General features: G+C 62.0%; 31 protein-coding genes, 1 other RNA gene and 2 pseudogenes. 21 read left to right on the plus strand and 13 right to left on the minus strand.

Annotated features, from left to right (window positions below):
• Positions 1-40 precede the first annotated feature (40 nt).
• From NKJ04_RS18550 to NKJ04_RS18605, 12 genes are all read left to right on the plus strand, one after another.
• Complete coding sequence (locus NKJ04_RS18550; RefSeq protein ID WP_023811800.1) at positions 41-1,291, plus strand: NAD(P)/FAD-dependent oxidoreductase; 1,251 nt, start codon at positions 41-43, stop codon at positions 1,289-1,291.
• A 31-nt stretch (positions 1,292-1,322) separates the two neighbouring features.
• Complete coding sequence (locus NKJ04_RS18555) at positions 1,323-2,324, plus strand: 4-hydroxyproline epimerase (RefSeq protein ID WP_352677049.1); 1,002 nt, start codon at positions 1,323-1,325, stop codon at positions 2,322-2,324.
• 334 nt (positions 2,325-2,658) lie between these two features.
• Positions 2,659-3,561: a branched-chain amino acid ABC transporter permease gene (locus NKJ04_RS18560; protein WP_013529092.1), complete on the plus strand. Its 903-nt coding sequence runs from the start codon at positions 2,659-2,661 to the stop codon at positions 3,559-3,561.
• A gap of 4 nt (positions 3,562-3,565) precedes the next feature.
• Complete coding sequence (livM, locus tag NKJ04_RS18565; RefSeq protein ID WP_023811802.1) at positions 3,566-5,161, plus strand: high-affinity branched-chain amino acid ABC transporter permease LivM; 1,596 nt, start codon at positions 3,566-3,568, stop codon at positions 5,159-5,161.
• Positions 5,161-6,729: an ATP-binding cassette domain-containing protein gene (locus NKJ04_RS18570; RefSeq protein ID WP_352677052.1), complete on the plus strand. Its 1,569-nt coding sequence runs from the start codon at positions 5,161-5,163 to the stop codon at positions 6,727-6,729. Before livM ends, NKJ04_RS18570 begins: the two co-directional genes overlap by 1 nt.
• Positions 6,729-7,457 (plus strand): ABC transporter ATP-binding protein, encoded by a 729-nt coding sequence (locus NKJ04_RS18575; RefSeq protein ID WP_013529095.1) that lies wholly within the window; start codon positions 6,729-6,731, stop codon positions 7,455-7,457. Before NKJ04_RS18570 ends, NKJ04_RS18575 begins: the two co-directional genes overlap by 1 nt.
• Positions 7,458-7,568: 111 nt before the next feature.
• Positions 7,569-7,916 (plus strand): DUF6867 family protein, encoded by a 348-nt coding sequence (locus NKJ04_RS18580; protein ID WP_023811804.1) that lies wholly within the window; start codon positions 7,569-7,571, stop codon positions 7,914-7,916.
• A gap of 137 nt (positions 7,917-8,053) precedes the next feature.
• The gene (locus NKJ04_RS18585; protein ID WP_023811805.1) at positions 8,054-9,172 is read left to right on the plus strand and encodes a branched-chain amino acid ABC transporter substrate-binding protein; all 1,119 of its coding nucleotides are present in this window, start codon (positions 8,054-8,056) and stop codon (positions 9,170-9,172) included.
• A 285-nt stretch (positions 9,173-9,457) separates the two neighbouring features.
• Positions 9,458-12,916, plus strand: coding sequence for a pyruvate carboxylase (gene pyc / locus NKJ04_RS18590; RefSeq protein ID WP_352611380.1), 3,459 nt, complete (start codon positions 9,458-9,460; stop codon positions 12,914-12,916).
• A 155-nt stretch (positions 12,917-13,071) separates the two neighbouring features.
• A complete protein-coding gene (locus NKJ04_RS18595; RefSeq protein WP_013529099.1) occupies positions 13,072-13,332 on the plus strand; it encodes a DUF2312 domain-containing protein in 261 nt (86 codons plus the stop codon).
• 50 nt (positions 13,333-13,382) lie between these two features.
• Positions 13,383-13,823 (plus strand): hypothetical protein, encoded by a 441-nt coding sequence (locus NKJ04_RS18600; RefSeq protein WP_352440983.1) that lies wholly within the window; start codon positions 13,383-13,385, stop codon positions 13,821-13,823.
• Positions 13,824-13,830: 7 nt separating this feature from the next.
• Positions 13,831-14,142: a hypothetical protein gene (locus NKJ04_RS18605; protein WP_127270382.1), complete on the plus strand. Its 312-nt coding sequence runs from the start codon at positions 13,831-13,833 to the stop codon at positions 14,140-14,142.
• Between the two features lie 80 nt (positions 14,143-14,222).
• Here the strand turns inward: NKJ04_RS18605 and msrB are convergent, their stop codons facing one another.
• The 7 genes and pseudogenes from msrB to NKJ04_RS18640 all read right to left on the minus strand — a co-directional run bounded on the left by msrB (position 14,223) and on the right by NKJ04_RS18640 (position 18,881).
• Positions 14,223-14,627, minus strand: a complete 405-nt coding sequence (gene msrB / locus NKJ04_RS18610) for a peptide-methionine (R)-S-oxide reductase MsrB (RefSeq protein WP_127270383.1) — start codon at positions 14,625-14,627, stop codon at positions 14,223-14,225.
• A gap of 197 nt (positions 14,628-14,824) precedes the next feature.
• Positions 14,825-15,621, minus strand: a pseudogene (locus tag NKJ04_RS18615) (MBL fold metallo-hydrolase).
• Positions 15,622-15,640: 19 nt separating this feature from the next.
• Positions 15,641-16,831: a vWA domain-containing protein gene (locus tag NKJ04_RS18620; RefSeq protein WP_352677053.1), complete on the minus strand. Its 1,191-nt coding sequence runs from the start codon at positions 16,829-16,831 to the stop codon at positions 15,641-15,643.
• Positions 16,832-16,837: 6 nt separating this feature from the next.
• Complete coding sequence (locus NKJ04_RS18625; RefSeq protein WP_127296243.1) at positions 16,838-17,242, minus strand: type II toxin-antitoxin system HicB family antitoxin; 405 nt, start codon at positions 17,240-17,242, stop codon at positions 16,838-16,840.
• Between the two features lie 11 nt (positions 17,243-17,253).
• Positions 17,254-17,481 (minus strand): type II toxin-antitoxin system HicA family toxin, encoded by a 228-nt coding sequence (locus NKJ04_RS18630; RefSeq protein ID WP_352677054.1) that lies wholly within the window; start codon positions 17,479-17,481, stop codon positions 17,254-17,256.
• A gap of 28 nt (positions 17,482-17,509) precedes the next feature.
• Positions 17,510-17,956: a GNAT family N-acetyltransferase gene (locus tag NKJ04_RS18635; RefSeq protein WP_352677055.1), complete on the minus strand. Its 447-nt coding sequence runs from the start codon at positions 17,954-17,956 to the stop codon at positions 17,510-17,512.
• A gap of 85 nt (positions 17,957-18,041) precedes the next feature.
• Positions 18,042-18,881 carry an AAA family ATPase gene (locus tag NKJ04_RS18640; protein ID WP_023811813.1) on the minus strand — a complete coding sequence of 280 codons (840 nt, stop codon included), beginning with the start codon at positions 18,879-18,881 and terminating at the stop codon, positions 18,042-18,044.
• Between the two features lie 148 nt (positions 18,882-19,029).
• On the opposite strand from NKJ04_RS18640, the gene ssrS reads away from it, so the two are divergent.
• From ssrS to NKJ04_RS18660, 4 genes are all read left to right on the plus strand, one after another.
• Positions 19,030-19,185, plus strand: a non-coding RNA gene (gene ssrS / locus NKJ04_RS18645) — 6S RNA.
• Between the two features lie 97 nt (positions 19,186-19,282).
• The gene (locus tag NKJ04_RS18650; RefSeq protein ID WP_352677056.1) at positions 19,283-19,870 is read left to right on the plus strand and encodes a 5-formyltetrahydrofolate cyclo-ligase; all 588 of its coding nucleotides are present in this window, start codon (positions 19,283-19,285) and stop codon (positions 19,868-19,870) included.
• Between the two features lie 71 nt (positions 19,871-19,941).
• Positions 19,942-20,766 (plus strand): TIGR00282 family metallophosphoesterase, encoded by an 825-nt coding sequence (locus NKJ04_RS18655; protein WP_023811815.1) that lies wholly within the window; start codon positions 19,942-19,944, stop codon positions 20,764-20,766.
• Positions 20,767-20,840: 74 nt separating this feature from the next.
• A complete protein-coding gene (locus NKJ04_RS18660; RefSeq protein WP_128305329.1) occupies positions 20,841-21,602 on the plus strand; it encodes a TerC family protein in 762 nt (253 codons plus the stop codon).
• A gap of 15 nt (positions 21,603-21,617) precedes the next feature.
• Here NKJ04_RS18660 and NKJ04_RS18665 read toward each other — a convergent pair whose 3' ends face one another.
• From NKJ04_RS18665 to NKJ04_RS18680, 4 genes are read right to left on the minus strand one after another with little or no spacing between them, the layout of a single operon-like run.
• The gene (locus NKJ04_RS18665) at positions 21,618-22,085 is read right to left on the minus strand and encodes an SRPBCC family protein (RefSeq protein WP_352677057.1); all 468 of its coding nucleotides are present in this window, start codon (positions 22,083-22,085) and stop codon (positions 21,618-21,620) included.
• A gap of 26 nt (positions 22,086-22,111) precedes the next feature.
• On the minus strand, positions 22,112-22,474 hold the full coding sequence (locus tag NKJ04_RS18670) for a hypothetical protein (RefSeq protein WP_352611386.1): 363 nt from the start codon (positions 22,472-22,474) through the stop codon (positions 22,112-22,114).
• 53 nt (positions 22,475-22,527) lie between these two features.
• Positions 22,528-22,920: a VOC family protein gene (locus NKJ04_RS18675; protein WP_352611387.1), complete on the minus strand. Its 393-nt coding sequence runs from the start codon at positions 22,918-22,920 to the stop codon at positions 22,528-22,530.
• Between the two features lie 45 nt (positions 22,921-22,965).
• Positions 22,966-23,448, minus strand: coding sequence for an SRPBCC domain-containing protein (locus tag NKJ04_RS18680; RefSeq protein WP_352440976.1), 483 nt, complete (start codon positions 23,446-23,448; stop codon positions 22,966-22,968).
• 52 nt (positions 23,449-23,500) lie between these two features.
• Here NKJ04_RS18680 and NKJ04_RS18685 point away from each other — a divergent pair, with 52 nt between their 5' ends.
• The 3 genes from NKJ04_RS18685 to NKJ04_RS18695 all read left to right on the plus strand — a co-directional run bounded on the left by NKJ04_RS18685 (position 23,501) and on the right by NKJ04_RS18695 (position 25,098).
• Positions 23,501-23,824 carry an ArsR/SmtB family transcription factor gene (locus NKJ04_RS18685; RefSeq protein ID WP_352677058.1) on the plus strand — a complete coding sequence of 108 codons (324 nt, stop codon included), beginning with the start codon at positions 23,501-23,503 and terminating at the stop codon, positions 23,822-23,824.
• A 214-nt stretch (positions 23,825-24,038) separates the two neighbouring features.
• Positions 24,039-24,788 carry a YebC/PmpR family DNA-binding transcriptional regulator gene (locus tag NKJ04_RS18690; RefSeq protein WP_352677059.1) on the plus strand — a complete coding sequence of 250 codons (750 nt, stop codon included), beginning with the start codon at positions 24,039-24,041 and terminating at the stop codon, positions 24,786-24,788.
• A gap of 13 nt (positions 24,789-24,801) precedes the next feature.
• Entirely contained in the window at positions 24,802-25,098 is a 297-nt protein-coding gene (locus NKJ04_RS18695) for an Rdx family protein (protein ID WP_352440973.1), read from the plus strand.
• Between the two features lie 18 nt (positions 25,099-25,116).
• Here NKJ04_RS18695 and NKJ04_RS18700 read toward each other — a convergent pair whose 3' ends face one another.
• Complete coding sequence (locus NKJ04_RS18700) at positions 25,117-25,278, minus strand: glycine zipper domain-containing protein (protein ID WP_502897943.1); 162 nt, start codon at positions 25,276-25,278, stop codon at positions 25,117-25,119.
• Positions 25,279-25,283: 5 nt separating this feature from the next.
• Entirely contained in the window at positions 25,284-25,760 is a 477-nt protein-coding gene (locus tag NKJ04_RS18705) for an anthrone oxygenase family protein (RefSeq protein ID WP_352677062.1), read from the minus strand.
• A gap of 131 nt (positions 25,761-25,891) precedes the next feature.
• Between NKJ04_RS18705 and NKJ04_RS18710 the strand changes: the two genes are divergently transcribed.
• Complete coding sequence (locus NKJ04_RS18710; protein WP_352554263.1) at positions 25,892-26,533, plus strand: TetR family transcriptional regulator; 642 nt, start codon at positions 25,892-25,894, stop codon at positions 26,531-26,533.
• A gap of 74 nt (positions 26,534-26,607) precedes the next feature.
• Positions 26,608-26,797, plus strand: a pseudogene (locus tag NKJ04_RS18715) (helix-turn-helix domain-containing protein); the annotation flags it as partial.

Below are 26,797 nucleotides of genomic sequence, written 5' to 3' on the forward strand. Positions count from 1 at the left end.
GGCGGAGACTGGGACATGCATGCAGGGGTGACGTACAAAGATGAATAGCGATGTTCCAATCGACATCGCCATCATCGGTGGCGGCATCATCGGCATCTGTGCCGCTGCGTCTCTCGCCGAGGCCGGACGCAGGGCCACCGTCTTCGACCGCACCGGCATTTGCGAGGAGACGAGCTCCGGCAATGCCGCCGCCTTCGCCTTCTCCGACGTGCTGCCGCTGGCCCACAAGGGCATGATCCGGCAGCTGCCGAAATGGCTGGCCGATCCGCTTGGCCCGCTCAGCATTCCGCCCGCCCATCTGCCGAGGCTTCTGCCCTGGCTAATCCGCTTCTGGCGCGCCGGGGCGCCCGGGAAATACGAGGCGAGCCTTGCCGCTCAGGCGGGCATGATGAAGCTCGCCGAGGCGGAGTGGATGGGCTTGCTCGATCGCTCCGGTACGCGGTCGATGCTGCGCGAGGACGGTTCACTGGAGCTCTATGAAAGCGAAGCCGAATTTCAGGCCGGGCTGCCTGGCTGGGCGGCGCGTGAGCGTTTCGGCATCGGTTTCCGCCATGTCGAGGGCGAGGAACTGGCCGCCTTGCAGCCGGGGCTGTCGCCGCGCTTCATCAAAGGCACGTTCGTGCCGGGATGGAAGACGGTCGCCGACCCGAAACTGCTGGGCAAGGCGGTGTGGGCCTATGCGCAGGCCAAGGGCGCCCGCTTTGAGCTGGCCCGGATCAGCCAAGTCGCGGCGGATCAGGATGGTGCGACGCTGACGTTGGCAGACGGCACCACAAGGCAGGCGCGACAACTTGTCGTCGCCGCCGGCGCATGGTCGCATCTGCTGGCGCGGCAGCTCGGCGATCGCATTCCGCTGGAGACCGAGCGCGGCTACAACACCACGTTGCCGACGAGTGCCTTCGACGTGAAGCGGATGCTGATCTTCTCCGGCCATGGTTTCGTCGTCACGCCGCTCGAAACGGGCCTGCGTGTCGGTGGCGCCGTTGAACTCGGCGGCATCGAGCGGCCGCCCAATTATGCCAGGTCGAAAGCGCTGCTGCGGAAGGCACAGAAATTCTTGCCGGGGCTCGATCCCTCGGGTGGGCGCGAATGGATGGGGTTCCGCCCCTCGCTGCCGGATTCAGTGCCCGTCATCGGCGGCGCGCCGGGAAAGCGGTCGGTGGTCTATGCCTTCGGCCATGGCCATCTCGGCCTGACCCAGGCGGCGGCCACCGGACGGTTGATCAGGGATCTTGTCCTGGGGCAGACTCCACCGATCGATCTGGCCCCCTTCAGTCCGCAACGATTTTGATTTTTCGGGTTTTTGATTTTCGAGGAGCGTCATGGCCAAGAAATCCTTCTTCTGCATAGACGGCCACACCTGCGGCAATCCGGTGCGGCTGGTCGCTGGCGGCGGCCCGCTGCTGCAGGGCGCGACTATGATGGAGCGGCGTGCGCATTTTCTGGCCGAGTATGACTGGATCCGCACCGGACTGATGTTCGAGCCGCGCGGCCACGACGTGATGTCCGGCTCGATCCTCTATCCGCCGACGCGCGAGGATTGCGATATCGCCATCCTGTTCATCGAAACCTCCGGCTGCCTGCCGATGTGTGGTCATGGCACCATTGGTACGGTGACGATGGCCATCGAACACGGACTGATCAAGCCGAAGACGCCGGGCGTGCTTCGGCTCGACACGCCGGCCGGCCTGGTCATCGCCGAATACAAACAGGTCGGCGACTATGTCGAGGAGGTGCGCATCACCAATGTGCCGTCCTTCCTCCATGCCGAAGGGCTGACGGTCGAATGCCCTGGGCTCGGCGAAATCACCGTCGATGTCGCCTATGGCGGCAACTTCTACGCCATCGTCGAGCCGCAGGAGAACTATCGCGACATGGCCGATTATTCGGCGGGCGACTTCATCGCCTGGAGCCCGGTGGTGCGGCAGCGGCTCAACGACAAATATTCTTTCGTGCATCCCGAGAACCCAGGCATCAACCGGCTGTCGCACATGCTGTGGACCGGCGCGCCGACGGTGGATGGGGCGGATGCCCGCAATGCCGTCTTCTACGGCGACAAGGCGATCGACCGCTCGCCCTGCGGAACCGGCACCTCGGCGCGCATGGCACAGCTTCATGCCAAGGGCAAACTCAAGGCCGGAGACAGCTTCGTCCATGAATCGATCATCGGTTCGCTGTTCGAAGGCAGGGTCGAAAAGGATGTTAGCGTGGCCGGCAAGCCGGCCATCATTCCCTCGATCGGCGGCTGGGCGCGGATGACCGGACTGAACACCATCTTCATCGACGACCGCGACCCGTTCGCTCACGGATTCGTTGTCAAGTGATGGGGATCCTGACCTTGCGGAAAGCAACGGCTTGAAAAATGGACCGTGCAAAAAACGCAAGGATTCCTTTCATCACCTAATTTTGACGGTGATTTCTTCGAAACGGAGCGCATGATGCGGTCGAATCGTCAAAGACATTGCGTTATGCCAATGATAGGGTCCGCGATAGTCCAGGGGCTGGATGATGGCAAACGGGCAATCGGACAGCGTGCTTCGAAAACACGCATGACGATTGAAAAATGACGTTGCAATCCGGGCTCGAAACTTTACGACTAGGGGAAATACGAAAAGGAATGCGTCTGCATGGGCGACATTCCAGGGGAGCCATGTACACATGCAGTATTTTGTCCAGCAGCTTATCAACGGGCTGACGCTGGGATCGATCTATGGGCTGATCGCGATCGGCTACACGATGGTCTACGGCATCATCGGCATGATCAATTTCGCCCATGGCGACATCTTCATGGTGGGTGCCTTCACGGCACTGATCGTCTTCCTCGCCCTTGGCGCGCTGTTCTATTCGGTGCCGGTTGTGCTGGCGCTGCTGATCATGATGATCGTGGCGATGCTGCTCACCAGCCTCTATAACTGGACGATCGAAAAGGTCGCCTACCGGCCGTTGCGCGGTTCGTTCCGACTGGCCCCGCTGATCACTGCCATCGGCATGTCGATCGCGCTGTCGAACTTCGTCCAGGTGACGCAGGGTCCACGCAACAAGCCGATCCCGCCGATGGTCAGCCAGGTTTACAACATCAACGGCATCAGCGTGTCGCTGAAGCAGATCATCATCGTCGTCGTCACGGCGCTGCTGCTGGCGCTGTTCTGGTATCTGGTCAACAAGACCTCGCTCGGGCGAGCGCAACGGGCCTGTGAGCAGGACCGCAAGATGGCGGCGCTGCTCGGGATCGATGTCGACCGTACCATCTCGATCACCTTCATCATGGGTGCGGCCCTTGCCGCGGTCGCCGGCACTTTGTTCCTGATGTATTACGGCGTCATTGCCTTCTCGGATGGCTTCACGCCGGGCGTGAAGGCCTTCACGGCGGCGGTGCTGGGCGGCATTGGTTCGCTGCCTGGGGCGGTGGTCGGCGGGCTGATGATCGGCTTCATCGAGAGCATGTGGTCGGCCTATTTCTCGATCGACTACAAGGACGTCGCGGCGTTCTCGATCCTGGCCATCGTGCTGATCTTCCTGCCTTCCGGCATATTGGGCCGGCCAGAAGTCGAAAAGGTCTGAGACCATGGCCGTCACCGTATCTCCGGAGCGCGACACCGTCGCCACCCCCATGCAGCGCGCGTTGCGCGAGGCACTTTATGCCGCTGCCATATCGTTCGGCCTGTTCGTGCTGTTCATCGGCCTGAAGACCGGCCAGAACATTTCCAATGAACTGGTCCTGACGACACGCTGGGGCCTGCTTGCCGCCGTGGTGATCGCCACGGCTGTCGGGCGCTTCCTCTATGTCGCCTATGGACAGCCCTTCCTGGCCAACCAGAAGATCACCGACGTCGCCACCGGCCTGCTGCCGGCCAGCGTGGCGTCACGCTTCTTCCAGTTGCCGGCCTTCATCGTGGCCTTGGTCGCGGCAGTGGTGTTGTTTGCGGTCAACAGCTCTCTCGTCGGATGGGTGGGAGCCGAGCCGGCCGGCTATCTGCAGTTCCTGCGCGCCCTGGCAGTCATCTATGTGCTAGCCTGCGTGATCTATTATTTCCGGGGCTTCATCCATGCCAACTTCACCAAACTCGGCATTGCCGCGCTGATCCTCTATCCGATCCTGGTGGTGGCTATCCTGTCGCTGATGTCCTGGTCGTTCGTCGGCGGGCTGCAAGGTTCGCTGAAATGGGTCGACAATTTCGGCATCCAGATTCTGATCTATGTGATGCTGGCCTGGGGCCTGAACATTGTCGTCGGCCTCGCCGGCCTGCTCGACCTCGGTTATGTCGCTTTCTACGCGGTCGGCGCCTATGCCTATGCGCTGCTCGGCACGCAATACGGCCTGTCGTTCTGGATCCTTTTGCCGGCCGCCGGCGCCATGGCCGCCTTCTGGGGCGTGCTGCTCGGTTTTCCGGTGCTGCGCCTGCGTGGCGACTATCTGGCGATCGTCACCTTGGCTTTCGGTGAGATCATCCGCCTGGTGCTGATCAACTGGCGTGAGGTCACCAACGGTTCGGCCGGTATTTCCGGCATTCCGAAGGTCACCTTCTTCGGCCTGATGACCTTCAACGTGTCGGACCCCAATTACATCGCCAAGGTGCTGCATCTCGCGACATCGAGCGCCTACTACAAGATCTTCCTCTATTACCTGATCCTGGCGCTGGCGCTGCTGACAGCCTTCGTCACCATCCGGCTGCGGCGCATGCCGGTCGGCCGTGCCTGGGAAGCGTTGCGGGAGGACGAGATCGCCTGCCGTTCGCTCGGCATCAACACCACCACTACGAAGCTTACAGCCTTTGCCACGGGTGCGATGTTCGGCGGCTTCGCCGGCGCGTTCTTCGCCGCACGGCAGGGCTTCGTCAGCCCGGAATCCTTCGTCTTCCTGGAATCGGCCATCATCCTGGCCATCGTCGTTCTCGGTGGCATGGGCTCGCTGGTCGGCATCGCGGTCGCCGCAATGGTGATGATCGGCGGTACCGAGGCGTTGCGCGAACTCGACTTCCTCAAGCAGGTCTTCGGACCGGACTTCACACCGGAACTCTACCGCATGCTTCTGTTCGGCATGGCCATGGTCATCGTCATGCTGTGGAAGCCGCGCGGCTTCGTCGGCAGTCGTGAACCAACCGCCTTCCTCAAGGAGCGAAAGGCTGTCTCAAGCTCCTTCACCAAGGAAGGACACGGCTGATGAATGCGAACCCTGTTCAGAAGGCCAATTCCGGCGTGAACGACGCTATCCTGCAGGTCGATCATCTGTCGATGAAGTTCGGCGGCCTGGTGGCCATCGGCGATCTGTCTTTCGCCGCCAAGCGCGGCGAGATCACCGCGCTGATCGGCCCCAACGGCGCCGGCAAGACCACGGTGTTCAACTGCATCACCGGCTTTTACAAGCCCTCGGAAGGCATGATCACGCTCAACCGGAACGATGGTTCGACCTTCCTGCTCGAGCGGCTGCCCAACCATGAGATCCCGGCGCGCGCCAAGGTGGCGCGCACCTTCCAGAACATCCGCCTGTTCTCCGGCATGACCCTGCTGGAGAACCTGCTGGTCGCCCAGCACAACAAACTGATGAAGGCATCGGGCTACACGGTGCTTGGCCTGTTCGGCTTCAGCGGCTATCGCAAGGCCTCGGCCGAATCGGTGGATCTCGCCAAGCATTGGCTGGAAAAGGCCGATCTTGTCGACCGTGCCGACGACCCGGCCGGCGACCTGCCCTATGGCGCGCAGCGCCGTCTCGAGATCGCTCGCGCCATGTGCACGGGACCCGAGCTTCTGTGCCTCGATGAACCGGCGGCCGGCCTCAATCCGAAGGAATCGGCGGCGCTCAACGAGCTGCTGATCGACATCAAGAACACATCCGGCACCTCGATCCTGTTGATCGAGCACGACATGTCGGTGGTCATGCAAATCTCCGACCATGTCGTGGTGCTGGAGTATGGCCGCAAGATTTCCGACGGCAGTCCGCAGTCTGTGCGCACCGATCCGCGCGTCATCGCCGCCTATCTCGGCGTCGACGACGAAGAAGTCGAAGCCGTCCTTACCGAAGTCGGCGACGAAGATGTCATCGAACAGCTCGATACAGGGCCGGATGCCGAGCATGGTCCGGGAACATCGTCGTCCTATCTCGCCGGGCCGGTGACCGACACGGTCGGCCACAGTTCGGGCGAGCGGGTTACGGTGGCCAAGGGAGCGTCAAAGGCCGGTCAGGTCGACGCCAGGTCGCTCGCCGCGGCAAACAAGGCAGCCTCGCTGGCAGCCGTACCGGCGGCGAAGGCAAAGCCTACTCCGAAAGCGGCTTCAAAGGCGGCAACCGGCACGGCGGCGAAGTCGACCGCGTCGGCCAAGCCGGCAGTCAAGGCCACGGCGAAGGCTGGAGAGATCTCCAATCGGCTGGCGGCGCCTCGCGGCGGCAAGGCCGATAATTTGACCCGCATCAAGGGCATCGGTACGGTCAACGAGAAGAAGCTCAACGATCACGGCATCTTCCACTTCGACCAGATCGGCGCCTGGAAAAAGGCCGACGTCGAGGCCGCCGAAGCCTATCTCGCCTTTGACGGACGTATCGCGCGCGAGGAATGGGTCAAACAGGCCAGGCTGCTCGGCCAGGGCAAGGACACGGAATTCTCGCGCCGCGTCGACGCGGGCAAGGTGGCGACAAGCCATGCTTCCGCAAAGACTGCAAAGGCAGCCTCCGGAAAGACCGCGAGCAAGACCGCTGCCAAGCCCGTGGCGGGCAAGCGTGGAGGGGGCAAGTGATGGCCGCGACAACGCTGCTCGATATCAAGGGCGTGCAGACCTATTACGGCAACATCCGGGCGCTGAACGGCGTCGATGTCACCGTCAAGCAGGGTGAGATCGTGGCGCTGATCGGTGCCAATGGCGCCGGCAAGTCGACGCTGATGATGACCATTTTCGGCGCGCCGCGGGCTCGCGCCGGCACCATCACCTTTGCCGGCACCGACATCACCCAGATGCCGACGCACGAGATCGCGCGCATGCGCATTGCCCAGTCGCCCGAGGGCCGGCGGATCTTTCCGCGCATGACGGTGATGGAAAACCTGCAGATGGGCGCCAGCCTCGACAACCTCAAGCACTATGACGAGGACGTCGAGAAGGTGTTCACGCTGTTCCCGCGTTTGAAAGAGCGCATCACCCAGCGCGGCGGCACGCTGTCGGGCGGTGAGCAGCAGATGCTGTCGATCGGACGCGCGCTGATGGCACGACCGAAGCTGCTTTTGCTCGACGAGCCGTCGCTGGGTCTCGCGCCGCTGATCGTCAAGCAGATCTTCGACGCCATCCGCGAACTGAACCGCACCCAGGGGCTGACCGTATTCCTGGTCGAGCAGAACGCCTTCGGCGCGCTCAAGCTCGCCACGCGCGGCTACGTCATGGTCAACGGCAATGTGACGATGAGCGGCACCGGCAAGGAGCTGCTCGCCAATCCGGAAGTGCGCGCCGCCTATCTCGAAGGCGGACACCACTGAGTTCGGAGCGGAATGCGTGCATTCGCCATTCCGCTCCAGATTGTTTGTTTGTCGCATGATCTTGTCCGGAAAGTCCGCAACTTTTCGGGATCATGCTAAGGAGACTTCACCATGCAGGGCATTCTTTACGAGGAACCCTCGATCTGGCAGTTCTTCTTCGTCACCTGTCTGCTCGGCGGCTGGGCGGCGTGGATGACCGGCAAGGCCAGTGCCCAGACATGGCGCAGCTTCATCCAGCTGTTCGCCTATATGCTGGGCCTCGGCATCGCCATCCGCTTCATCCATCACGCGCTGTTCGGCGGCACCATGTTCTCGCTGCACTATTATGTCGTCGACACCATCGTGCTGATGATCCTCGGCTTCGTCGGCTATCAATACACGCGCACCAACCAGATGGTGACACAGTATAATTGGCTCTACGAAAGAGCTTCACTCTTGAGCTGGAAACCGAAAGGTTGACGTTCATCATTAACGCCGTCTCGAAATTGAATCGGCGTGACAAGTGCCTGAAAATCGGCAAACTATGCTTTCTGCGATAAGGGTGGGCATCGCATGAAAGCTTCATCCACGCCCACTCCGTAAATGGGAGCGTTTAAATGAAAAAGTCACTTTTGTCCGCCGTCGCCCTGACCGCGCTGGTCGCGTTCGGCGGCAACGCGTGGGCTGACGTCATGTTCGGCGTCGCCGGTCCGATCACCGGTCCGAACGCCGCCTTCGGCGCACAGCTTCAGAAGGGTGCGGAAGCGGCCGTCGCCGACATCAATGCCAAGGGCGGCATCAACGGCGAGCAGATCAAGCTCGAAGTCGGCGACGACGTCTCCGATCCGAAGCAGGGCATCTCGGTTGCGAACAAGTTCGTCGGCGACGGCGTCAAGTTCGTGGTCGGCCACTTCAACTCGGGCGTTTCGATTCCGGCTTCGGAAGTCTATGCGGAAAACGGCATTGTCGAAGTGACGCCGGCCGCGACCAACCCGCAGTTCACCGAGCGCGGCCTGTGGAATGTGTTCCGCACCTGCGGACGCGATGACCAGCAGGGTAGCATTGCCGGTGCTTATCTCGCCGCGAACTTCAAGGACGCCAAGATCGCCGTCATCCACGACAAGACCACCTATGGCCAGGGTCTTGCCGACGAAACCAAGAAGGCAATGAATGCCAAGGGCCTGACGGAAGTCATGTATGAAGGCATCAATGTCGGCGACAAGGACTTCTCGGCGCTGATCGCCAAGATGAAGGAAGCCGGCGTTTCGATCATCTACTGGGGCGGCCTGCACACCGAAGCAGGCCTGATCATCCGCCAGGCGGCCGACCAGGGCCTCAAGGCGACACTGATTTCCGGCGACGGCATCGTGTCGAACGAACTGGCTTCGATCGCGGGCGACGCTGTTGCAGGCACGCTCAACACGTTCGGTCCGGATCCGCGCCTGATCCCCGCCAACAAGGAACTCGTCGAGAAGTTCCGCGCGCAGGGTTTCGAACCGGAAGCCTATACGCTCTACTCCTACGCCGCAGTACAGGCTATCGCCGAGGCAGCGACCGCTGCCAAGTCGAACGACCCGCAGGCAGTTGCCAAGGCGCTGCATGAAAACGGCCCGTTCAAGACCGTGCTCGGCGATCTGTCCTATGACGCCAAGGGCGACCCGACGCTGCCCGGCTACGTGATGTACGAATGGAAGAAGGGCGACGACGGCAAGTACACCTACATCCAGAAGATGTAAGACTCGTCAGTCTCCAGACCGTTTGCGGATGCCCGGCGCCTCGCGCCGGGCATTTTCTTTTGCCATTCAGGGGGCGACCGATGGAGCCGGGTCCCTTAGCCGGGAATGATCGTGCGTCACGGCAGAGCCGGCGCTTTTTCTGGCTGTTTGGATGAATGCGATGGCCTCTGGCGCAATGTTTCCATTTCAATCGGTTTAAATGCGCGTCAAATTTGTTTGCACTGCAGCATTTTCACGCTAATCATTGCGCCGATTTCTCTTCCTTCCGTTGCTGGAGCCCAGTCCTTGGCCATCACGAAGATCCTCGTCGCCAACCGGTCCGAAATCGCCATTCGCGTCTTTCGCGCGGCCAACGAACTCGGCCTCAAAACCGTGGCGATCTGGGCCGAAGAAGACAAATACTCCCTGCATCGCTTCAAGGCCGACGAGAGCTACCAGGTCGGGCGCGGACCGCATCTGACCCGGGACATGGGGCCGATCGAAAGCTATCTGTCGATCGAGGAGGTGATCCGCGTCGCCAGGCTGTCGGGTGCCGATGCTATCCATCCCGGCTACGGATTGTTGTCGGAAAGTCCCGAATTCGCCGACGCCTGTGCCGAAGCCGGCATTACCTTCATCGGGCCGAAGCCGGACACGATGCGGCGGCTCGGCAACAAGGTCGCGGCGCGCAATCTCGCCATCGAGGTCGGGGTGCCGGTGATCCCCGCCACCGATCCGTTGCCGGATGACATGGAGGCGGTCAAGAAACTGGCCAAGGGAATCGGCTATCCCGTGATGCTGAAGGCATCATGGGGTGGCGGCGGCCGCGGCATGCGCGCCATCCGCGCCGAAGCCGACCTTGCCCGTGAAGTCACCGAAGGCAAGCGTGAGGCGAAAGCCGCCTTCGGCAAGGACGAGGTCTATCTCGAAAAGCTGATCGAACGCGCGCGCCATGTCGAGGTGCAGGTGCTGGGCGACACCCATGGCAATGCGGTGCACCTGTTCGAGCGCGACTGTTCGATCCAGCGCCGCAACCAGAAGGTCGTCGAGCGGGCGCCGGCGCCCTATCTCGAAATGTCGCAGCGCGAGGAGCTTTGCGGCCATGCGCTGAAGATCGCCCGCGAGACCAGTTATATCGGCGCCGGCACGGTCGAGTTCCTGCAGGATGCCGACACCGGCAAATTCTATTTCATCGAGGTCAACCCGCGCATCCAGGTCGAGCACACCGTCACCGAGCAGGTGACCGGCATCGATATCGTCAAGGCGCAGATCCATATCCTCGACGGCTTTGCCATCGGCACACCGGAATCAGGCGTGCCGGCGCAGAAGGACATAAGGCTGAACGGCCACGCGCTGCAGTGCCGCATCACCACGGAAGACCCCGAGCACAATTTCATCCCCGATTACGGACGCATTACCGCCTATCGCGGCGCAACAGGCTTCGGCATCCGCCTCGATGGCGGCACCGCCTATTCGGGCGCTGTCATCACCCGCTTCTACGATCCGCTGCTGGAGAAGGTGACGGCGTGGGCGCCGACGCCGGCCGAGACGATCGCCCGCATGAACCGGGCGCTGCGCGAGTTCCGCATCCGCGGCGTCGCCACCAATCTGACCTTCCTCGAAGCGATCATCAACCACCCGAGCTTCGCCGACAATTCCTACACGACCAAGTTCATCGACACGACGCCGGAACTGTTCCAGCAGGTCAAGCGCCAGGACCGCGCCACCAAGCTCATCAACTATCTCGCCGACGTCAGCGTCAACGGCCATCCCGAGACGCGCGGCCGGCCGCAGCCGAAGGCCGATGCGGCCGCACCCGTGGTGCCTTACCTCAACGGCAATGTGCCCGGCGGCAGCAAGCAGAAGCTGGATGTGCTCGGGCCGGAGAAGTTCGCCGCCTGGATGCGCGATCAGAGGCAAGTGCTGGTCACGGACACGACGATGCGCGATGGCCACCAGTCGTTGCTCGCCACGCGTGTGCGAACGCATGACATTGCCGGCATCGCCGGTACCTATGCGCGTGCCTTGCCGCAGCTTCTATCGCTGGAATGCTGGGGCGGCGCCACCTTCGATGTCGCCATGCGCTTCCTCACCGAGGATCCGTGGGAGCGGCTGTCGCTGGTGCGCGAGGCGGCGCCCAATCTGCTGTTGCAGATGCTACTGCGCGGCGCCAATGGCGTCGGCTACACCAACTATCCCGACAATGTCGTGCAGCATTTCGTCAAGCAGGCAGCAAGCGGTGGCATCGACCTGTTCCGGGTCTTCGATTGCCTGAACTGGGTCGACAATATGCGCGTCGCCATGGATGCGGTCGGCGCCGAGGGTAAGCTGATCGAAGCGGCGATCTGCTACACCGGCGACATCCTCGATCCGGCGCGGGCGAAATACGACCTCAAATACTATGTCGGCCTGGCCAGGGAATTGCAGGCGGCCGGCGCCCACATCATTGCCGTCAAGGACATGGCCGGACTGCTGAAGCCGGCGGCGGCACGCGTGCTGTTCAAGGCGCTGCGCGAGGCGACCGACCTGCCGATCCATTTCCACACCCACGACACGTCGGGCCTGTCGGCGGCGACGGTGCTGGCGGCGGTGGAAAGCGGCGTCGACGCCATAGACGCGGCGATGGATGCTTTCTCCGGCAACACCTCGCAGCCATGCCTTGGCTCGCTCGTCGAGGCGCTGAAGGGCACCGAACGCGACCCCGGTCTCGACCCGCAATGGATCAGGAAAATCTCGTTCTACTGGGAAGCGGTGCGCAACCAGTACGCCGCCTTTGAAAGCGACCTCAAGGGGCCAGCTTCGGAAGTCTATCTGCACGAGATGCCGGGCGGGCAGTTCACCAATTTGAAGGAACAGGCGCGCTCGCTCGGACTGGAGACGCGCTGGCACGAGGTGGCGCAGACCTATCACGACGTCAATCTGATGTTCGGCGACATCGTCAAGGTGACGCCGTCCTCCAAGGTCGTCGGCGACATGGCATTGATGATGGTCAGCCAGGATCTCACCGTTGCCGATGTCGAAAACCCGGACAAGGATATCGCATTCCCGGATTCGGTCGTCTCGATGCTGCGCGGCGACCTTGGCCAGTCGCCAGGCGGGTGGCCGGCGGCGCTGCAGGGGAAGGCGCTGAAGGGCGACAAGCCGATCACGGTGCGGCCCGGCTCACTGCTCAAGCCAGCCGACCTAAAGGCCAACCGCAAGGAAATCGAGGAGAAGCTCGAGCGCAAGCTATCGGAGTTCGAATTCGCCTCGTGGCTGATGTATCCAAAGGTGTTTACGGATTTCGCCGGAGCGCAGGAAACCTATGGGCCGGTCAGCGTCCTGCCGACGCCGACCTATTTCTACGGCATGAAGCCGGAAGACGAGATCTTCGTCGACATCGAGAAAGGCAAGACGCTGGTGGTCCGATGCCTTGCCATCGGCGATGTCGACGAAAAGGGCATGGTCACCGTGTTCTTCGAGCTCAACGGCCAGCCGCGTCGTGTCAAGGTGCCCGACCGGGCGCATGGCGCGTCCGCCGCCAAGGCCCGCCGCAAGGCCGAACCCGGCAACGAGGCGCATGTCGGCGCACCGATGCCGGGCGTCGTCTCGGCGCTTTCGGTGGCTGCCGGCCAAGCTGTGAAGGCCGGTGACGTGCTGCTTTCCATCGAAGCGATGAAGATGGAGACGGCGCTGCATGCCGAGCGCGACGGTACGGTCGCCGAGGTGCTGGTCAAGGCAGGCGACCAGATCGATGCCAAGGATCTGCTGATCGCTTTCAATTAGAGTTCGCAAAACGGACTGGTTGTCGGCTTCTGGCGGCAGCCCGCGTGGCTTGGTCGATAACGGCTTGACCCGTCGCCGCCGGTCGGGCATCGAACCGGCTCAAATTTTGCCGCAGTCGTCCGCGAGTCGCGGAGCCGATGCTTTTGGAGAAAAATATGGCCGACGATATCACCGATACCAGCCAGACTGTTGCCGCCGGCCAGCTGCGTGCCTTCATCGAGCGCATAGAGCGGCTCGAGGAAGAGAAGAAAACCATTTCCGACGATATCAAGGAAGTGTTCGCCGAGGCCAAGGGCACTGGGTTCGACACCAAGGCGATGCGCACGATCATCCGGCTGCGCAAGAAGGACCAGGCCGAGCGGCAGGAAGAGGAAACCATCCTCGATCTGTACAAGGCCGCGCTCGGCATGGTGTAAGATCAGCCGGCCCCGGCACCGACACGGTTGCCGGAGATACGGTTTGAGCCATGAGCGAATTCGACTTCGGCGCCCGCCGCGCCTCTGAATTCCGCCAGCGCGGCTTCTGGACGCTGTTCGCTGAGCGGCATCCGGAAGAAAGGGCTCTGATGGCGCGGCGCGGACCCTGGTTCTGGCAGCGCGGGCTGCCCGACTTCGCCTTGGTCCTTTCCATGTATGTCGCGCCTGCGCAGAGCCAGGTCGGCGTCTTCTTCGGTCGCAACGAGAAATTCGGCGCCACGCAAGCCTGGTCGCGGCTGAAGCCGTTTCAGCGTGAAATCGAAGACAGGCTGAAGCTCAGGCCGGAACAGAGTTGCGAGGGCCTCGGCATCAATTCGATGTGGCGGGTGAACTGCTATGCCGAGGACAACTGGCCAGCCATGGCCGACTGGCTGGTGACCGAATGTTCGCGCTTCGAGCGTGCGGTAACCGAAGTCCTGGGGCAGGGATAGACATCCGGTGTTGCCAGAAGGTATCGGCTCCTTTTTCCGCTCACGCTGGCAAGGCCAGGTGCCGCTCGATCGGCTGTTCTGGCGCGACCTTGTCCTCGTCGGCACCGCGGTCAGCATCGCCGCATCGGTGCTGGCGCTCGTCTTGCTCGGATTGAAGTTGCCGCTCGGGCTTGTGCTGGCAGTGCATTTCGCGTCGGTGCCCTACAGCCTGTTCCTGACCTTGGCGGTGTGGCGGACCACCGAAAAGATTCCCGGGGCCAAGGCCTGGATGATGACGCTTGGCGCCACGCTGTGGCTGGTGGCGATGATCGTGGTCTGATCGTCTGCCCAGAGGGGGGCGACGGATATTTAAACGAAAAGGGCGACAGATGCCGCCCTATAGTGTCGAACCCGGATGGCTCAAGCCGAGGGCTCGAATTTCAGCGCCACGCCGTTGATGCAATAGCGCAGGCCGGTCGGCGGCGGGCCGTCCTCGAAGACATGGCCGAGATGGCTGCCGCAGCGGGCGCAATGGCATTCGGTGCGAACCATGCCGTAGCTGCGGTCGACGGTGTTTTCGACCGAGCCCGGCACCGGGTCGTTGAAGCTCGGCCAGCCGGTGCCGCTCTCGAACTTCAGCTTGGATTCGAACAAAGGCTGGTCGCAGCCGGCGCAGGAAAAGGTGCCGGCGCGCTTCTCGTAGAGCAAAGCGCAGCTTCCCGGCCGCTCGGTGCCGTGACCGCGCATGACGGCATACTGCTCCGGCGTCAGCCGGGCGCGCCATTCGGCGTCGGTGCGGGTTACAGGGTAGGTGTGGGTGTCCATGTGATCTCCTCAGCCTTGCCGGCTCGCTCCTACAGCGCCGCGCGTCCATCGGACGCGCAAGGGACGCTGTAGCACTTTGGTTTTGCGCATGATCCTTTCCGAACCGGAGGCTCGGGGTCATGCGCGGATTGCAACCTCATATTCGCACCAAGATAGGCATTTGTTACGGCATTTTCCCGCATTTTCGATCGTGATCTTCATGCGATCGCCGCCAGATAGCGATCGACCGAAGCAGCCAACGCCGCTTTTGCGCCTCCGATGACATTCTGGTTCCACCACGCGCCGTAGATATGGTCGAACGCGAATGGCTCCATCGCCGCCGCGATGCGGCGCACGGCCGCTGCATTGAGCGGAATGTAGTTCGGATAGCTGTACATGAAGCTGACATGGCGGCGCGTCGGCGTCACCTGCAGGATATCGCCGGCCAGCAAGACGTCGCCGCCATCGCGTTTCCAGTGCAGCACCTGACCGCCGGCAAAGTGGCCACCGCAGCGGATGAGCGTCAGCGAAGGGTTTATGGCCAGCGTCTCGCCTTCCCAGCTGACGATCGCCTTGTGCGGCCGCATGATCCACTGGCGGTCATCGGCGTGAGATAGATCGGCACGCCGCCAAACGCCTCGCTCCAACAGACCATCACCGAATAATAATGGCCGTGCGAGATGGCGATCGCCGCCAGGCCGCCGCGGCGGTTGATCTCGGCCACCGCCTCGTCGCTGACCATCGAAACGCAGTCCCACAGCACGTTGCCGTGTGGCGTCTGTGCCAGCAGCGCCCGCTGGCCGATGGCGAAGCGCGGCTCGATGCCGAAGGCGAGAACGCCGGCATCATCCTTCATCACAAGCCGATGCCCTTCAGCAAGTTCCTCCGGCGTGATCCACGCCTGCCCTTCCCAGCGCACATATTGGCGCTCGTCCTCGCAGATCGGGCAATGTTTTGGAGGCGTCTCTGTCGCCGCGAACTGGACGCCGCATTGCAGGCAGAGAAAGCAGGTCATCGGATCTCCTGTCAGTCTTTCAGTGTTTTCTTGAAAGCTGCCTGGTCGCGCCCTCAAGCCCGGCCAAAGTCAGCGGGAACATGCGGCCGCCGAAGATGTCGCGGATCATCGCAATCGAATGGGTGTAGCCCCAGTTCTTGGGGTCTTCGGGGTTCAGCCATACCGCGTTCGGCCATTGCTGCAGCAGACGGCCGAGCCAGACACTGCCTGCCTCCGGATTCCAGTGCTCGACCGAACCGCCGGGATGAGCGATCTCGTAAGGGCTCATCGAGGCGTCACCGACGACGATCACCTTGTAGTCCGGGCCATATTTGTGGAGGAGGTCGAAGGTCGGAATCACCTCGGCATGCCTGCGGCGATTATCCTTCCACACACCCTCATAGAGGCAGTTGTGGAAATAGAAATATTCGAGCTGGCGGAATTCGGCGCGGGCGGCCGAGAACAGCTCCTCGACGCTCTTGATGTGGTCGTCCATCGAGCCGCCGACATCGAAGAACATCAAAAGCTTCACCGCGTTGCGCCGTTCGGGCCGCGTCTGCACGTCGAGATAGCCATGTTCGGCGGTGGCGTGGATGGTGCCGGGCAGGTCGAATTCCTCCTCGGCGCCTTCGCGCACCCAGCGACGCAAGCGCTTCAGCGCGATCTTGATGTTGCGGGTGCCGAGTTCGACGGCATCATCGAAATTCCTGAACTCACGTCTGTCCCACACCTTCACCGCGCGGCGGTTGCGGCTTTCATGCTGGCCGATACGCACACCTTCGGGATTGTAGCCATAGGCGCCGAAGGGCGAGGTGCCGCCGGTGCCGATCCATTTCGAGCCGCCCAGGTGGCGTCCTTTTTGCTCCTGCAGCCGCTGTTTCAATGTCTCCATCAATTTCTCGAAACCGCCCAGCGCCTCGACCAGTTTTTTCTCTTCGTCGGTCAGGTGCTTTTCGGCGAGGCGGCGCAACCATTCCTCGGGGATGTCAGCGACATCGACGGCATCCGGTCCGCCCAGCGCTTCGATGCCCTTGAAGACATGCGCAAACACCTGGTCGAAGCGGTCGATATGGCGCTCGTCCTTCACCAGCGCCGCACGGGCGAGGTAATAAAAACCTTCGACATCATAGTCGACCAGCCCGGCTTCCAGCCCCTCGAGCAGCGACAGATATTCCCGCAGCGAAACGGGAACGCGCGCTGCCTTCAGTTCGAGGAAGAAGGGGATGAACATGCTTGGCTATCTGTGGCCTTCGATTTTCTCTCGTGCGGCACTTGCAATGAATGCGGAGCGCGTCAGGCCACGCCGGCCTGCTTCTTCGTCGATCGCCGCCAGCAGACCGGCGTCGAGCGACAGATTGGCTCGGACCGGCCGGCCGGAGTCGATCAGCACCGGGATTATTACCGCGGATTCGCCCGCGGCCGTATCGAGTTCGTCATCCAGGAGCAGTTGCGCCACCGTACGCGAGACCGGCAACTGCGGATGTTTCGGTGCACGTGCTTCGACCCATTCGCGCACGGCGGAAGTCACATCGGCAATGGCCTCTTCGGGGCTTGCGCCGCCTCCGTGACAGCCGGGAAGATCAGGAACCCGCACCCCCCAGACATCATCAGCGCCATCGAGAATTCCAACATAGTGCGTCATGTGATTCTTCCTCAGATCCATCCAGCTAGCCGTGCGATCGACCGTGCGACACCCGGAGATTGTTCGCGGTGCCTGGGCACGATGATCATCACCTCAGGTCGGTCCGGATGCTCATACTTGTCATGCTTGCCGCCTCCGACACTTTCCCAGCCATCGCGCAAAAGCCTGTGATAATTTTGCGCGTACTGGTCTCGATCAACGGCATTCGCATTCCCGAATATGCGCAATATATTGCGCACTGGCGACTATTTCAATCGTCCGTTTTCTTCACAGCAGATCATACTCGATGAAGCCGGTGCGGCGGGCGACATGATCGTAGAGTTTGCGCGCGGTGGTGTTGGTCTCGTGTGTCATCCAGTAGACGTTCTTGACGCCGACTTTTTCGGCTTCCTGTTTCACTGCCTCGATCAGCGCAGCGCCGATGCCCTTGCCGCGTACGTCAGGGTCGGCGAACAGGTCCTGCAGATAGCAGTTGTTTTTTTCCGACCAGCCGGAGCGGTGGTAGAGATAGTGGGTGAGGCCAACCGCCTTGCCGTCCAGCGTGGCGATGAAGCCTTTCGGCTCGAACTCACCTTCGGTGAACAGCCGCTTCCAGGTGACGGCGTAGACCTCTTCCGGCAGCTTCGTCTCATAGAAGGTGAGGTAGTCGGTCCACAGGCGCCGCCAGTCGGCGTGGTCGGACTGCGCGAGCGGGCGGACGATAATCTCAGCCATGTCATCTCCTCTCAAGGTTTGGCCGAAGCTGCCTGCCTGTTCGGCTGCCGGCAACGGTCCACAGAAGGGAAAGCGCTGCTGCTACCTATTGCTGCCTTCGTGCCATGAACGCCAGCCGCTCGAACAAATGCACGTCCTGCTCGTTCTTCAGCAATGCGCCATGCAACTTGGGCAGGGCGTTCTTCGGATCGGCGCGCAGATCTTCCGGCGCGATGTCGTCGGCGACCAGCAGCCTTATCCAGTCGAGCGCCTCGGAGGTCGACGGCTTCTTCTTCAAGCCGGGCACGTCGCGGATTTCGTAGAACTGGGTCAGCGCCGCGCGCACCAGGTTCTGCTTGATGCCGGGATAGTGGACATCGACGATTCTGTGCAGCGTGTCGACGTCGGGAAAGCGGATGTAGTGGAAGAAGCAGCGGCGCAGGAACGCGTCCGGCAACTCCTTCTCGTTGTTGGAGGTGATGATGACGATCGGCCTGACGGCGGCGCGGATGGTTTCGCCGGTCTCGTAGACGAAGAACTCCATCCGATCGAGTTCCTGCAGGAGGTCGTTGGGGAATTCGATGTCGGCCTTGTCGATCTCGTCGATCAAAAGCACGACCTTCCTGCCGGCGGCGAACGCCTCCCAGAGCTTGCCGCGCTTGATGTAGTTCCTGATGTCGTTGAAGCGCTCGTCACCAAGCTGGCTGTCGCGCAGGCGCGAGACGGCGTCATATTCGTAAAGGCCCTGCTGCGCCCTGGTGGTCGACTTGACGTGCCATTCGATGAGGTCGAGGCCAAGTGCTGACGCCACCTGGCGGGCCAGCTCCGTCTTGCCGGTGCCTGGCTCGCCCTTGACCAGCAAGGGCCGCTCCAGCGCGATCGCCGCGTTGACGGCCACCATCAGATCCTTGTCGGCGACATAGGCCGCCGTGCCTTCGAAACGCATTCTTGCTCCTCGGTTGATCATGGCAACCGTAAGGACGCGGCTCACCCTGTGCAAGGGTGCGCCGGCCGCGACGAATGGGCTTGAACCCTGATGGAAACATATGCCCGTCTCACTGGCGCTTAGCCGGCCGGCAGCCTATATTGGGCGGGACGGTCTGTGCTTCCCGGCAGGAGAACATTTTCCCCGGGGCCTTAACGATCCTTAGGGAGCTGTCCCTGGGAAGACCCGTGGGTTTTCTCACACGGCGCCCACCTACTTTGTAGGTTCCCGGGATCGCTCTCTCCACCGGTTGTGTGGATCGTCACTTACTTGCCACGCGTCCCGCATTTCGGTGGATGATTGCGGTGGAAAACGTCGCTCCCAAAACTCCATCCAGATCTGACCTTTTCTACCCTGGCTGCATGACCTCTCTCAAAGACCTGAAAAAGCAGCTTCGCCGTAAGGCCCTCGGACGCCGCGATGCGCTCGATGAGTTCTGGCGGGTGGAGGTCGCGCTTGAAATGGCCGAGACGGCACGCGACCGCCTCCACGTCGAGCCGGGCCAGATCGTTTCCGGCTTCTGGCCGATGCGTTCCGAAGTCGACGTTCGGCCGTTGATGTTTGTCTTGCGTGAAAAGGGCGCGCGGCTTTGCCTGCCGGCCATTCTCGACAAGACCACCATTGTCTTTCGCGAGCTGGTGCGCGGCGCGCCGATGGTCGAGATGGGTTTCGGCACGGTCGGCCCTCACGAGGAAGCCGAGGTGCTCGACCCCTCTGTGATGCTGGTGCCGCTCGCCGCTTTCGATGCGCGCGGCCATCGCATCGGCTATGGTGCCGGCTATTACGACCGCGCCATCGCCAAGCTGATCGACAAGGGACAGCCGCCGCGGCTGGTCGGCATCGCCTTCGACTGCCAGGAGGTGGCAATGGTGCCGGATGAGGAACATGACGTCGTCATTCCGGAAATACTGACCGAGAGCGGGTTGCGCCGCTTCGCGCCAAAATTGTAGATAAAAAGGACGCATGATCTTTCACAAACGTCATGCAGCTTTTGCTTCGCTGACCTTCGGTGCGGGATCATATGAGACTTCTCTTCCTCGGTGACATGGTTGGAAAGACAGGACGGACGGCGGTGTGGGAACAACTGCCCGGCCTGATCTCCGACTTCAAACTCGATTTCGTCATCGTCAACGGTGAGAACGCCGCCGGCGGCTTCGGCATCACCGAAGATATTTTTCGCGAGACGATCGCGGCCGGTGCGGATGTCGTCACAACCGGCAACCATGTCTGGGACCAGCGCGACGCGCTTGCCTTCGCGCCGCGCGAAGAGCGCTTCCTGCGTCCCTCCAATTTTCCAAAGGGCACGCCCGGGCGCGGCTCCGGCGTCTACATCGCCAGGAGCGGCGCGCGCGTGCTGGTCGCCAACATCATGGGCCGGGTGTTCATGCATCCCGAGCTCGACGATCCGTTCCAGGCCGGCGAACGCGAGCTTGCCGCCTGTCCGCTCGGCGAGCAGGCGGATGCCGTGATTATCGACTTCCACGCCGAGGCGACCTCGGAAAAGATGTGCTTCGCGCATTTCGTCGACGGCCGCGCCAGCCTCGTCGTCGGCACCCACACCCACCAGCCGACCGGCGATCACCAGGTCCTCAACGGCGGCACCGGTTATATGTCCGACGCCGGCATGTGCGGGGACTACGATTCCTCGCTCGGCATGGACAAGGAGGAGCCGCTCAACCGGTTCCTGTCGAAGGTGCCGAAAGGCCGCTTCGAGGCGGCGACCGGACCGGCGACCTTGTGCGGCGTTGGCGTCGATATTTCCGACCGCACAGGGCTGACCGAGCGGATCGCGCCGTTTCGTCGCGGGCCACGGCTGGAAGAAACCGCACCGTCCTTCTGGTCGTGACATTGATATAGGCACGCTTAGTACCTAACTGCCGGCGACACTGCTCTAGATCGTTAAAAGAGGGGACGACCTCCATGCAGCTCATCGAATTCCTGGCGCCGCATTTCCAATTCGTGTCCGACCCGACCGCCTGGGTCGCGCTGCTGACGCTGATTGTGCTCGAGGTCGTGCTCGGCATCGACAACCTGATCTTCATCTCGATCCTGACCAACAAGCTGCCGGAAGCACAACGGGCCCGTGCCCGCCGGCTCGGCATCTCGGCGGCGCTGATCATGCGGCTGGTGCTGCTGGCCACCATTTCGATCATCGTCCAGCTGACCACGCCGGTGTTCACGGCCTTCGGCCACGGTTTTTCCTGGCGCGACCTGATCCTGATCGCCGGCGGCCTGTTCCTGGTCTGGAAGGCGACCAAGGAGATCCATCACACGGTCGATCCCGACGACCACAAGGATACGATGATGGGCGAGACGCTGCAGATCAGCCTTGCCGGCGCGATCTTCCAGATATTGCTGCTCGACCTGGTCTTCTCGATCGATTCAATCATAACCGCCGTCGGCATGACCGACGAGATCGCCATCATGTACATCGCCGTGATCGTGGCGGTGAGCGTGATGATGCTGGCGGCCGGGCCGCTGGCCAACTTCATCGCCAAGAACCCGAGCATTGTCATGCTGGCGCTGGGCTTCCTTCTGATGATCGGCATGACGCTTATCGCAGACGGCATGGGTTACCATGTGCCCAAGGGCTACATCTATGCGGCGATGGGCTTTTCGGCATTGGTCGAGGGGCTCAACATGCTGGCGCGGCGACGTAAGAAGTCGGGCGGCGGGCATTAGGCAGACCCTGAATACCTAATGTCCTGGCACGCCCTTCGGGTGACGGTCGCCGATCAGGCCGAGCGTCAGGCCTTGTTCCAGCCACGCCTTGGCGCCGGCCAGCACCAGCGTGAAGCCGCCGGTTGAGCCGACGGCCTCTTTCACCTGCTCGTCGCCATCGCCGGCAAAGCCGAAATTGCGAACCTCGAGAAAGGTCGTCTCGCCAGGCATTTCCGTGAAAGTCCAGACCACGGTGGTCGGCGGATCGCTCCATTGCATGACGATCTTTTCGTTCGCGACGATCTCGCTGACGTCGACCGTCGTCGACACGCCGTACATGCGCCATTCCCAGCGGATCTGCTTGCCGCTGTCCAGCCGGCCGCTGCCATGAGTGAACCAGAATTTCGTTGTAATGGCGGGGTCGACGATGGCCTCGAACACCTCGGCGACAGGCCGCCGGATCAGCATGCCGGCTTCGGCGGTCGGTTTTTCCTGAATGTCCATCGGATGCTCCTTTCGTGGCTTGGCGCTCACCAGGCGTCCGGTTCGCGCAGCATGTGGATGATATTGGCGGGGTTGGTGATCCAGCCGCCGCGGAAGCCCTCGCCCAAGGGCTCGATGGCATCGCAACGCACAACGCCGGCCTTGGCTAAATGATCCGCAGCCATGGGGAAATCCTTGGTGAACAGCTCCAGCCACACCTCGGCCTGGCTCATCATCGGCGCCTTATCGATCCACAGGCGGTTGGGGCCAAGCTCGAAGCCGATGGCCGGCGCCTTGTCCGTGAAAGGCTTCAGGCCGACGACGTCGCGGTAGAAGGCGATCGTCGCCTGATACTGGTGCGGCGGCACCTTCATGGCGATGTTGATGCCGCCGGTGATCTTCGCGGTCATAGCTGGCTCCCTTGTCGTGTTCAGCTGTTGTTGGTCGGCTTTGCCCAGGCTGGTTATGCGAGATTGACCTGCCAGGAGACCCCGAACCTGTCGTTCAGCCATGCGAAGCGGCGGCTGAAGCCGTAATTGTCGGGCGGCATCAGAAACCCGCCGTCCTTTGCCAGTGTCTCGACAATTCGGTTCAGTTCGTCCTCAGAGGAACAGTCCACATAGAGCGAGACCGACGGCGTGAACGTGAAGGCGTGGTGCACGGGGCTGTTGAAGACCATGACTTCCAGGCCAGCGATCGACACGCGCGCCAGCTTGACCGTTCCGTCCGAGCCATCTTCGCCGGGGCCGTAATTTGTGACGTCAAGGACGCCGCTGTCAGGAATGGTCTCGCAATAGAGCGTCATTGCCTCTTCGGCCTTGCCCTCGAACATCAGGAATGGCGTTACTTTCTTCATCGTTGACCTCCGTCTTGCTCCCTGGCGGTGAGATATGGGGGCCGCTCAGATATTGGTCTCGTTGGCGGGTTCGCCCTTCATCTCGCTGCGGTAGTAGCCGTCGCGCAAATTGATGCCGTATTCGACATAGGCCTTCATGCAGGCCAGCATCTGCGACCAGCCCTCGCAATTGAGGTAGGACTTCTTCAGGCCGACCGCGCCTTCTTGCCAACCGCTCTCGGCGATGGTGACGAAGGTGCCGCCGTCGTCGAGCGGCTCGAAATTCATCTCGATGCGGGTCTTGTAGGCGGGTTTGCCGTCGGCGTCGGTGGCATCCCAGCGCAGCACGATGCGGCTGTCCTTGACCACTTCGTCGACCTCGACCGGCACCTTGCCCCACCAGACGACGCCGGCGCCAGCTTCCAGCGGGGCGCTGGCGCCGCCGATCGTGGTGAAGTAGCCGCTCAGTTTCTTCGGATTGACGACTGCGTCGAAGACGTCGGCGACCGGCTTGCCGATGCGTCCGGAAACACTGAATCCAAGTGACATATCCACAACTCCTTCCCTTGATCGGCCCAACAATATGTTATAGAAACATAACATGTCAAGCCGATCGCAAGACGACAATGTTTTCAAGGCGCTGGCGCATCCGCGCCGGCGTGAAATACTGGATCAGCTGAAGGACGCGCCGAAGACGACCGGCATGCTGTGCGAGGCCTTTCCCGAAATCGATCGCTGCACCGTCATGCTGCATCTCAAGGTATTGGAGGAGGCCGACCTGATCGTTGCGCGGCGCGACGGCCGCGAGCGCTGGAACCATCTCAACGCGCTGCCGATCAAGCAGATCCACGACCGCTGGATCAGCCAGTATGCCGGACATGCGCTCAGCATCATCGACCGGCTGAAGTCGGACCTCGAGGCGTGAGCGGCCGCAGCATGCCATGCAGTGCCATGTCTTGCGCGGTGCGGCTGGACGAATTGAGCCGATTTATCTATAAGCCGGCCATTCCGACAGAGAACGCCGTGCTTCCACGAGTTGCACCTGGGACGCTCTGAAATTTTGAATTCGGGCATTGCGGCAGACGAGGTCAGATCACTTCGCTTCGGGATGCTCTAGCCGAGAAGACGACAGGGGTGCCATGGCTGGCCATTCACAGTTCAAGAACATCATGCACCGCAAGGGCCGCCAGGATGCGGTGCGGTCTAAAATGTTTTCCAAGCTGGCGCGCGAAATCACCGTCGCCGCCAAGAGCGGCACGCCCGATCCATCGATGAACCCGCGCTTGCGCTTGGCGATCCAGAACGCCAAGGCGGTGTCGATGCCGAAGGACAACATCCAGCGCGCCGTCAACAAGGCCTCGATGGGCGATGCAGAGAACTACGAAGCCGTGCGCTATGAGGGCTATGGTCCGGGCGGCGTCGCCGTCATCGTCGAAGCGCTGACCGACAACCGCAACCGTTCGGCGTCCAATGTGCGCGCCGCCTTCACCAAGGCCGGCGGCGCGATGGGCGAAACCGGCTCGGTGTCGTTCATGTGGGACCGCGTCGGTGAGATCTATTATCCGGCATCGGCCGGCAGCGCCGACAAGGTCATGGAAGCGGCGATCGAAGCCGGCGCCGACGACGTGGAAACCGACGAGGAAGGCCACACGATCTATTGCGCCTTCGAGAATCTCGGCGAGGTGTCGAAGGCTCTGGAAACCGCGCTCGGCGAGGCAGAATCGGTGAAGCTGATCTGGCAGCCGCAGAACAATGTTCCAGTCGACGAGGAGCGGGCACAGTCGCTGATGAAGCTGGTTGCCACGCTCGAGGATGACGACGACGTGCAAAGCGTCTACGCCAACTTCGAAGTCGACGACGAGACCATGGCCAAGCTCAGCGCGGCATGAGCGGAAGCCCGGCATGAGCGAGCAGATACTCCCCGCCATCCGCATCACCTACTGCACGCAGTGCCATTGGCTGCTGCGCGCCGGCTGGATGGCTCAGGAACTGCTGTCGACCTTCGGCACCGATCTCGGCGAGGTGACATTGGTGCCCGGCACTGGGGGCATCTTCACCATCAGCTGCAATGACGTGCTGGTCTGGGACCGCAAGCGCGACGGCGGTTTTCCGGACGCGGCCAAACTGAAGCAACTGGTCCGCGACGTCATCGACCCGGATCGCGACCTCGGTCATTCCGATCGGAAGACAAAGGCGTAGAGGTCGCCGGCGCTGCCGTCACTTGCGTGGCCACGCACCGAAGGCGGCGCCAATCGCAATACCCACGGCGGCGCCCATCGGAAGGTCATCCAGAGCGGTGCCGATCGCGGCACCGACACCAACTCCGATTGCCATGCCGAAGGCCATATTTGCGTATTGATCCTTCATCGGTCGCTCCATCGTCGTCAACGCGTGGCGAACCAGAAGGATGCCAGCGCGGCCATGCCGCTGATGGCGCGGACATGGTTCCACATCACCCATTCATTGAGGTAGCGTGGCCACAGGGCTGCGCCATTGCTGCTGGCTGGATCGACGGCGGCGAGCGCATCATTCAGCGGGACGTTGAAGATCATCGTCACCACCACGATGCCGATGAGATAGAGCAGGCTGCCGGCAATCAGCCAGAGCGAACCCGGCTGGCTCCAGCCAATCACCGCACCGATGGCGACAACGATGCAGACGAGCGCCGTGCCGAACAGCGCTGTCATGAACAGCGGGGTCACAGCTGTGACATTGATCGAATTCATCGCGGCAATGCCGCTTGCGGCCGGCATGCGGGCGAGGCCCGGCATGACGAAGCTGGAGAAAGCAAAGAAGACGCCGCCGACGACGCCTGAGCCGAGTGCGGCAATGAAGATGAGGGTGGGAAGAAGTTTCGCGATCGTGTCATTTGCTCCATATGCCCGTTATGTTTTCCTTCGCACCAAAACATGAATAATCCTCACGTTTGCAAAACGTGATAAACCCTCGTATTTTGTGAGTCAAGCGATTTTGATGCATTTGGAGTCAGTCATTGGAAGACACGGCAGCCCCCGTTTCCCCGCAGGAGCAGGTTGCTTCACCGCGCCGGGCGCCGAGCCAGCAGCGCAGCCGCGAGCGGGTCGAGCGCATGCTGGCGGCTGCCTCGGCGCTGATCGCCGAGCAAGGCAGCGATGCCATGCGCATGGGAGAAGTGGCGGAACGGGCCGGTGTGTCGATCGGCTCGCTCTACCAGTTCTTTCCGGACAAGCGGGCGATCATCTGGGCGCTGGCCGAGCGCTACACCGCCGAAAGCCAAGCCTGCATCTCGGCGGCACTCGCCGGCGTCAGCGACGCCGAAGGCCTGCAGTCCGCGTTTTCAGAGTTAGTCGACATCTATTACCGGCTGTTCCTGGCCGAGCCGGTGATGCGCGACATCTGGTCGGGCACGCAGGCCGACAAGGCGCTGCGCCAACTCGAACTCGCCGACAGCCGCGCCAACGCCGAATTCCTCACCGCGGTGCTGAAACGGCTGCGGCCGGCGGTCGATCCGGCGACACTGGAAACCACGGCGTTTCTGGTCTGGCAGATGGGCGAGGCCGCCATGCGGCTGGCGATCTCGGTTGAGCGCCAGGAGGGCGACAGGCTGGTCGCCGCCTACAAGCGCATGGCGCTAAGGGAATTGCTGGCCGAGTAGCGCCGCGCCGCAACAAAAAACCCGCCACAATGAACTGACCCCCGAAAGTTGGACATCAACCTTCGGGGGTTTTCATGTCCAAACACAGCGAGAGTTTGAAGCGCACTGTTGTTGATCGTTATTTGAGTGGTGAAGAGAGCTATGCGAGCGCCGGTGCAGCCGACTGCGTAGATGCTGCGACGGTGCGCAAATGGGTTGCGAGCTATCAAGCGCACGGGGTTGCCGGCCTCGCTCGCAAGCTCAGCCACTATGACGGCGAGTTCA

This window comes from Mesorhizobium sp. M0618 (assembly GCF_040320765.1).
Taxonomy (GTDB): Bacteria; Pseudomonadota; Alphaproteobacteria; order Rhizobiales; family Rhizobiaceae; genus Mesorhizobium.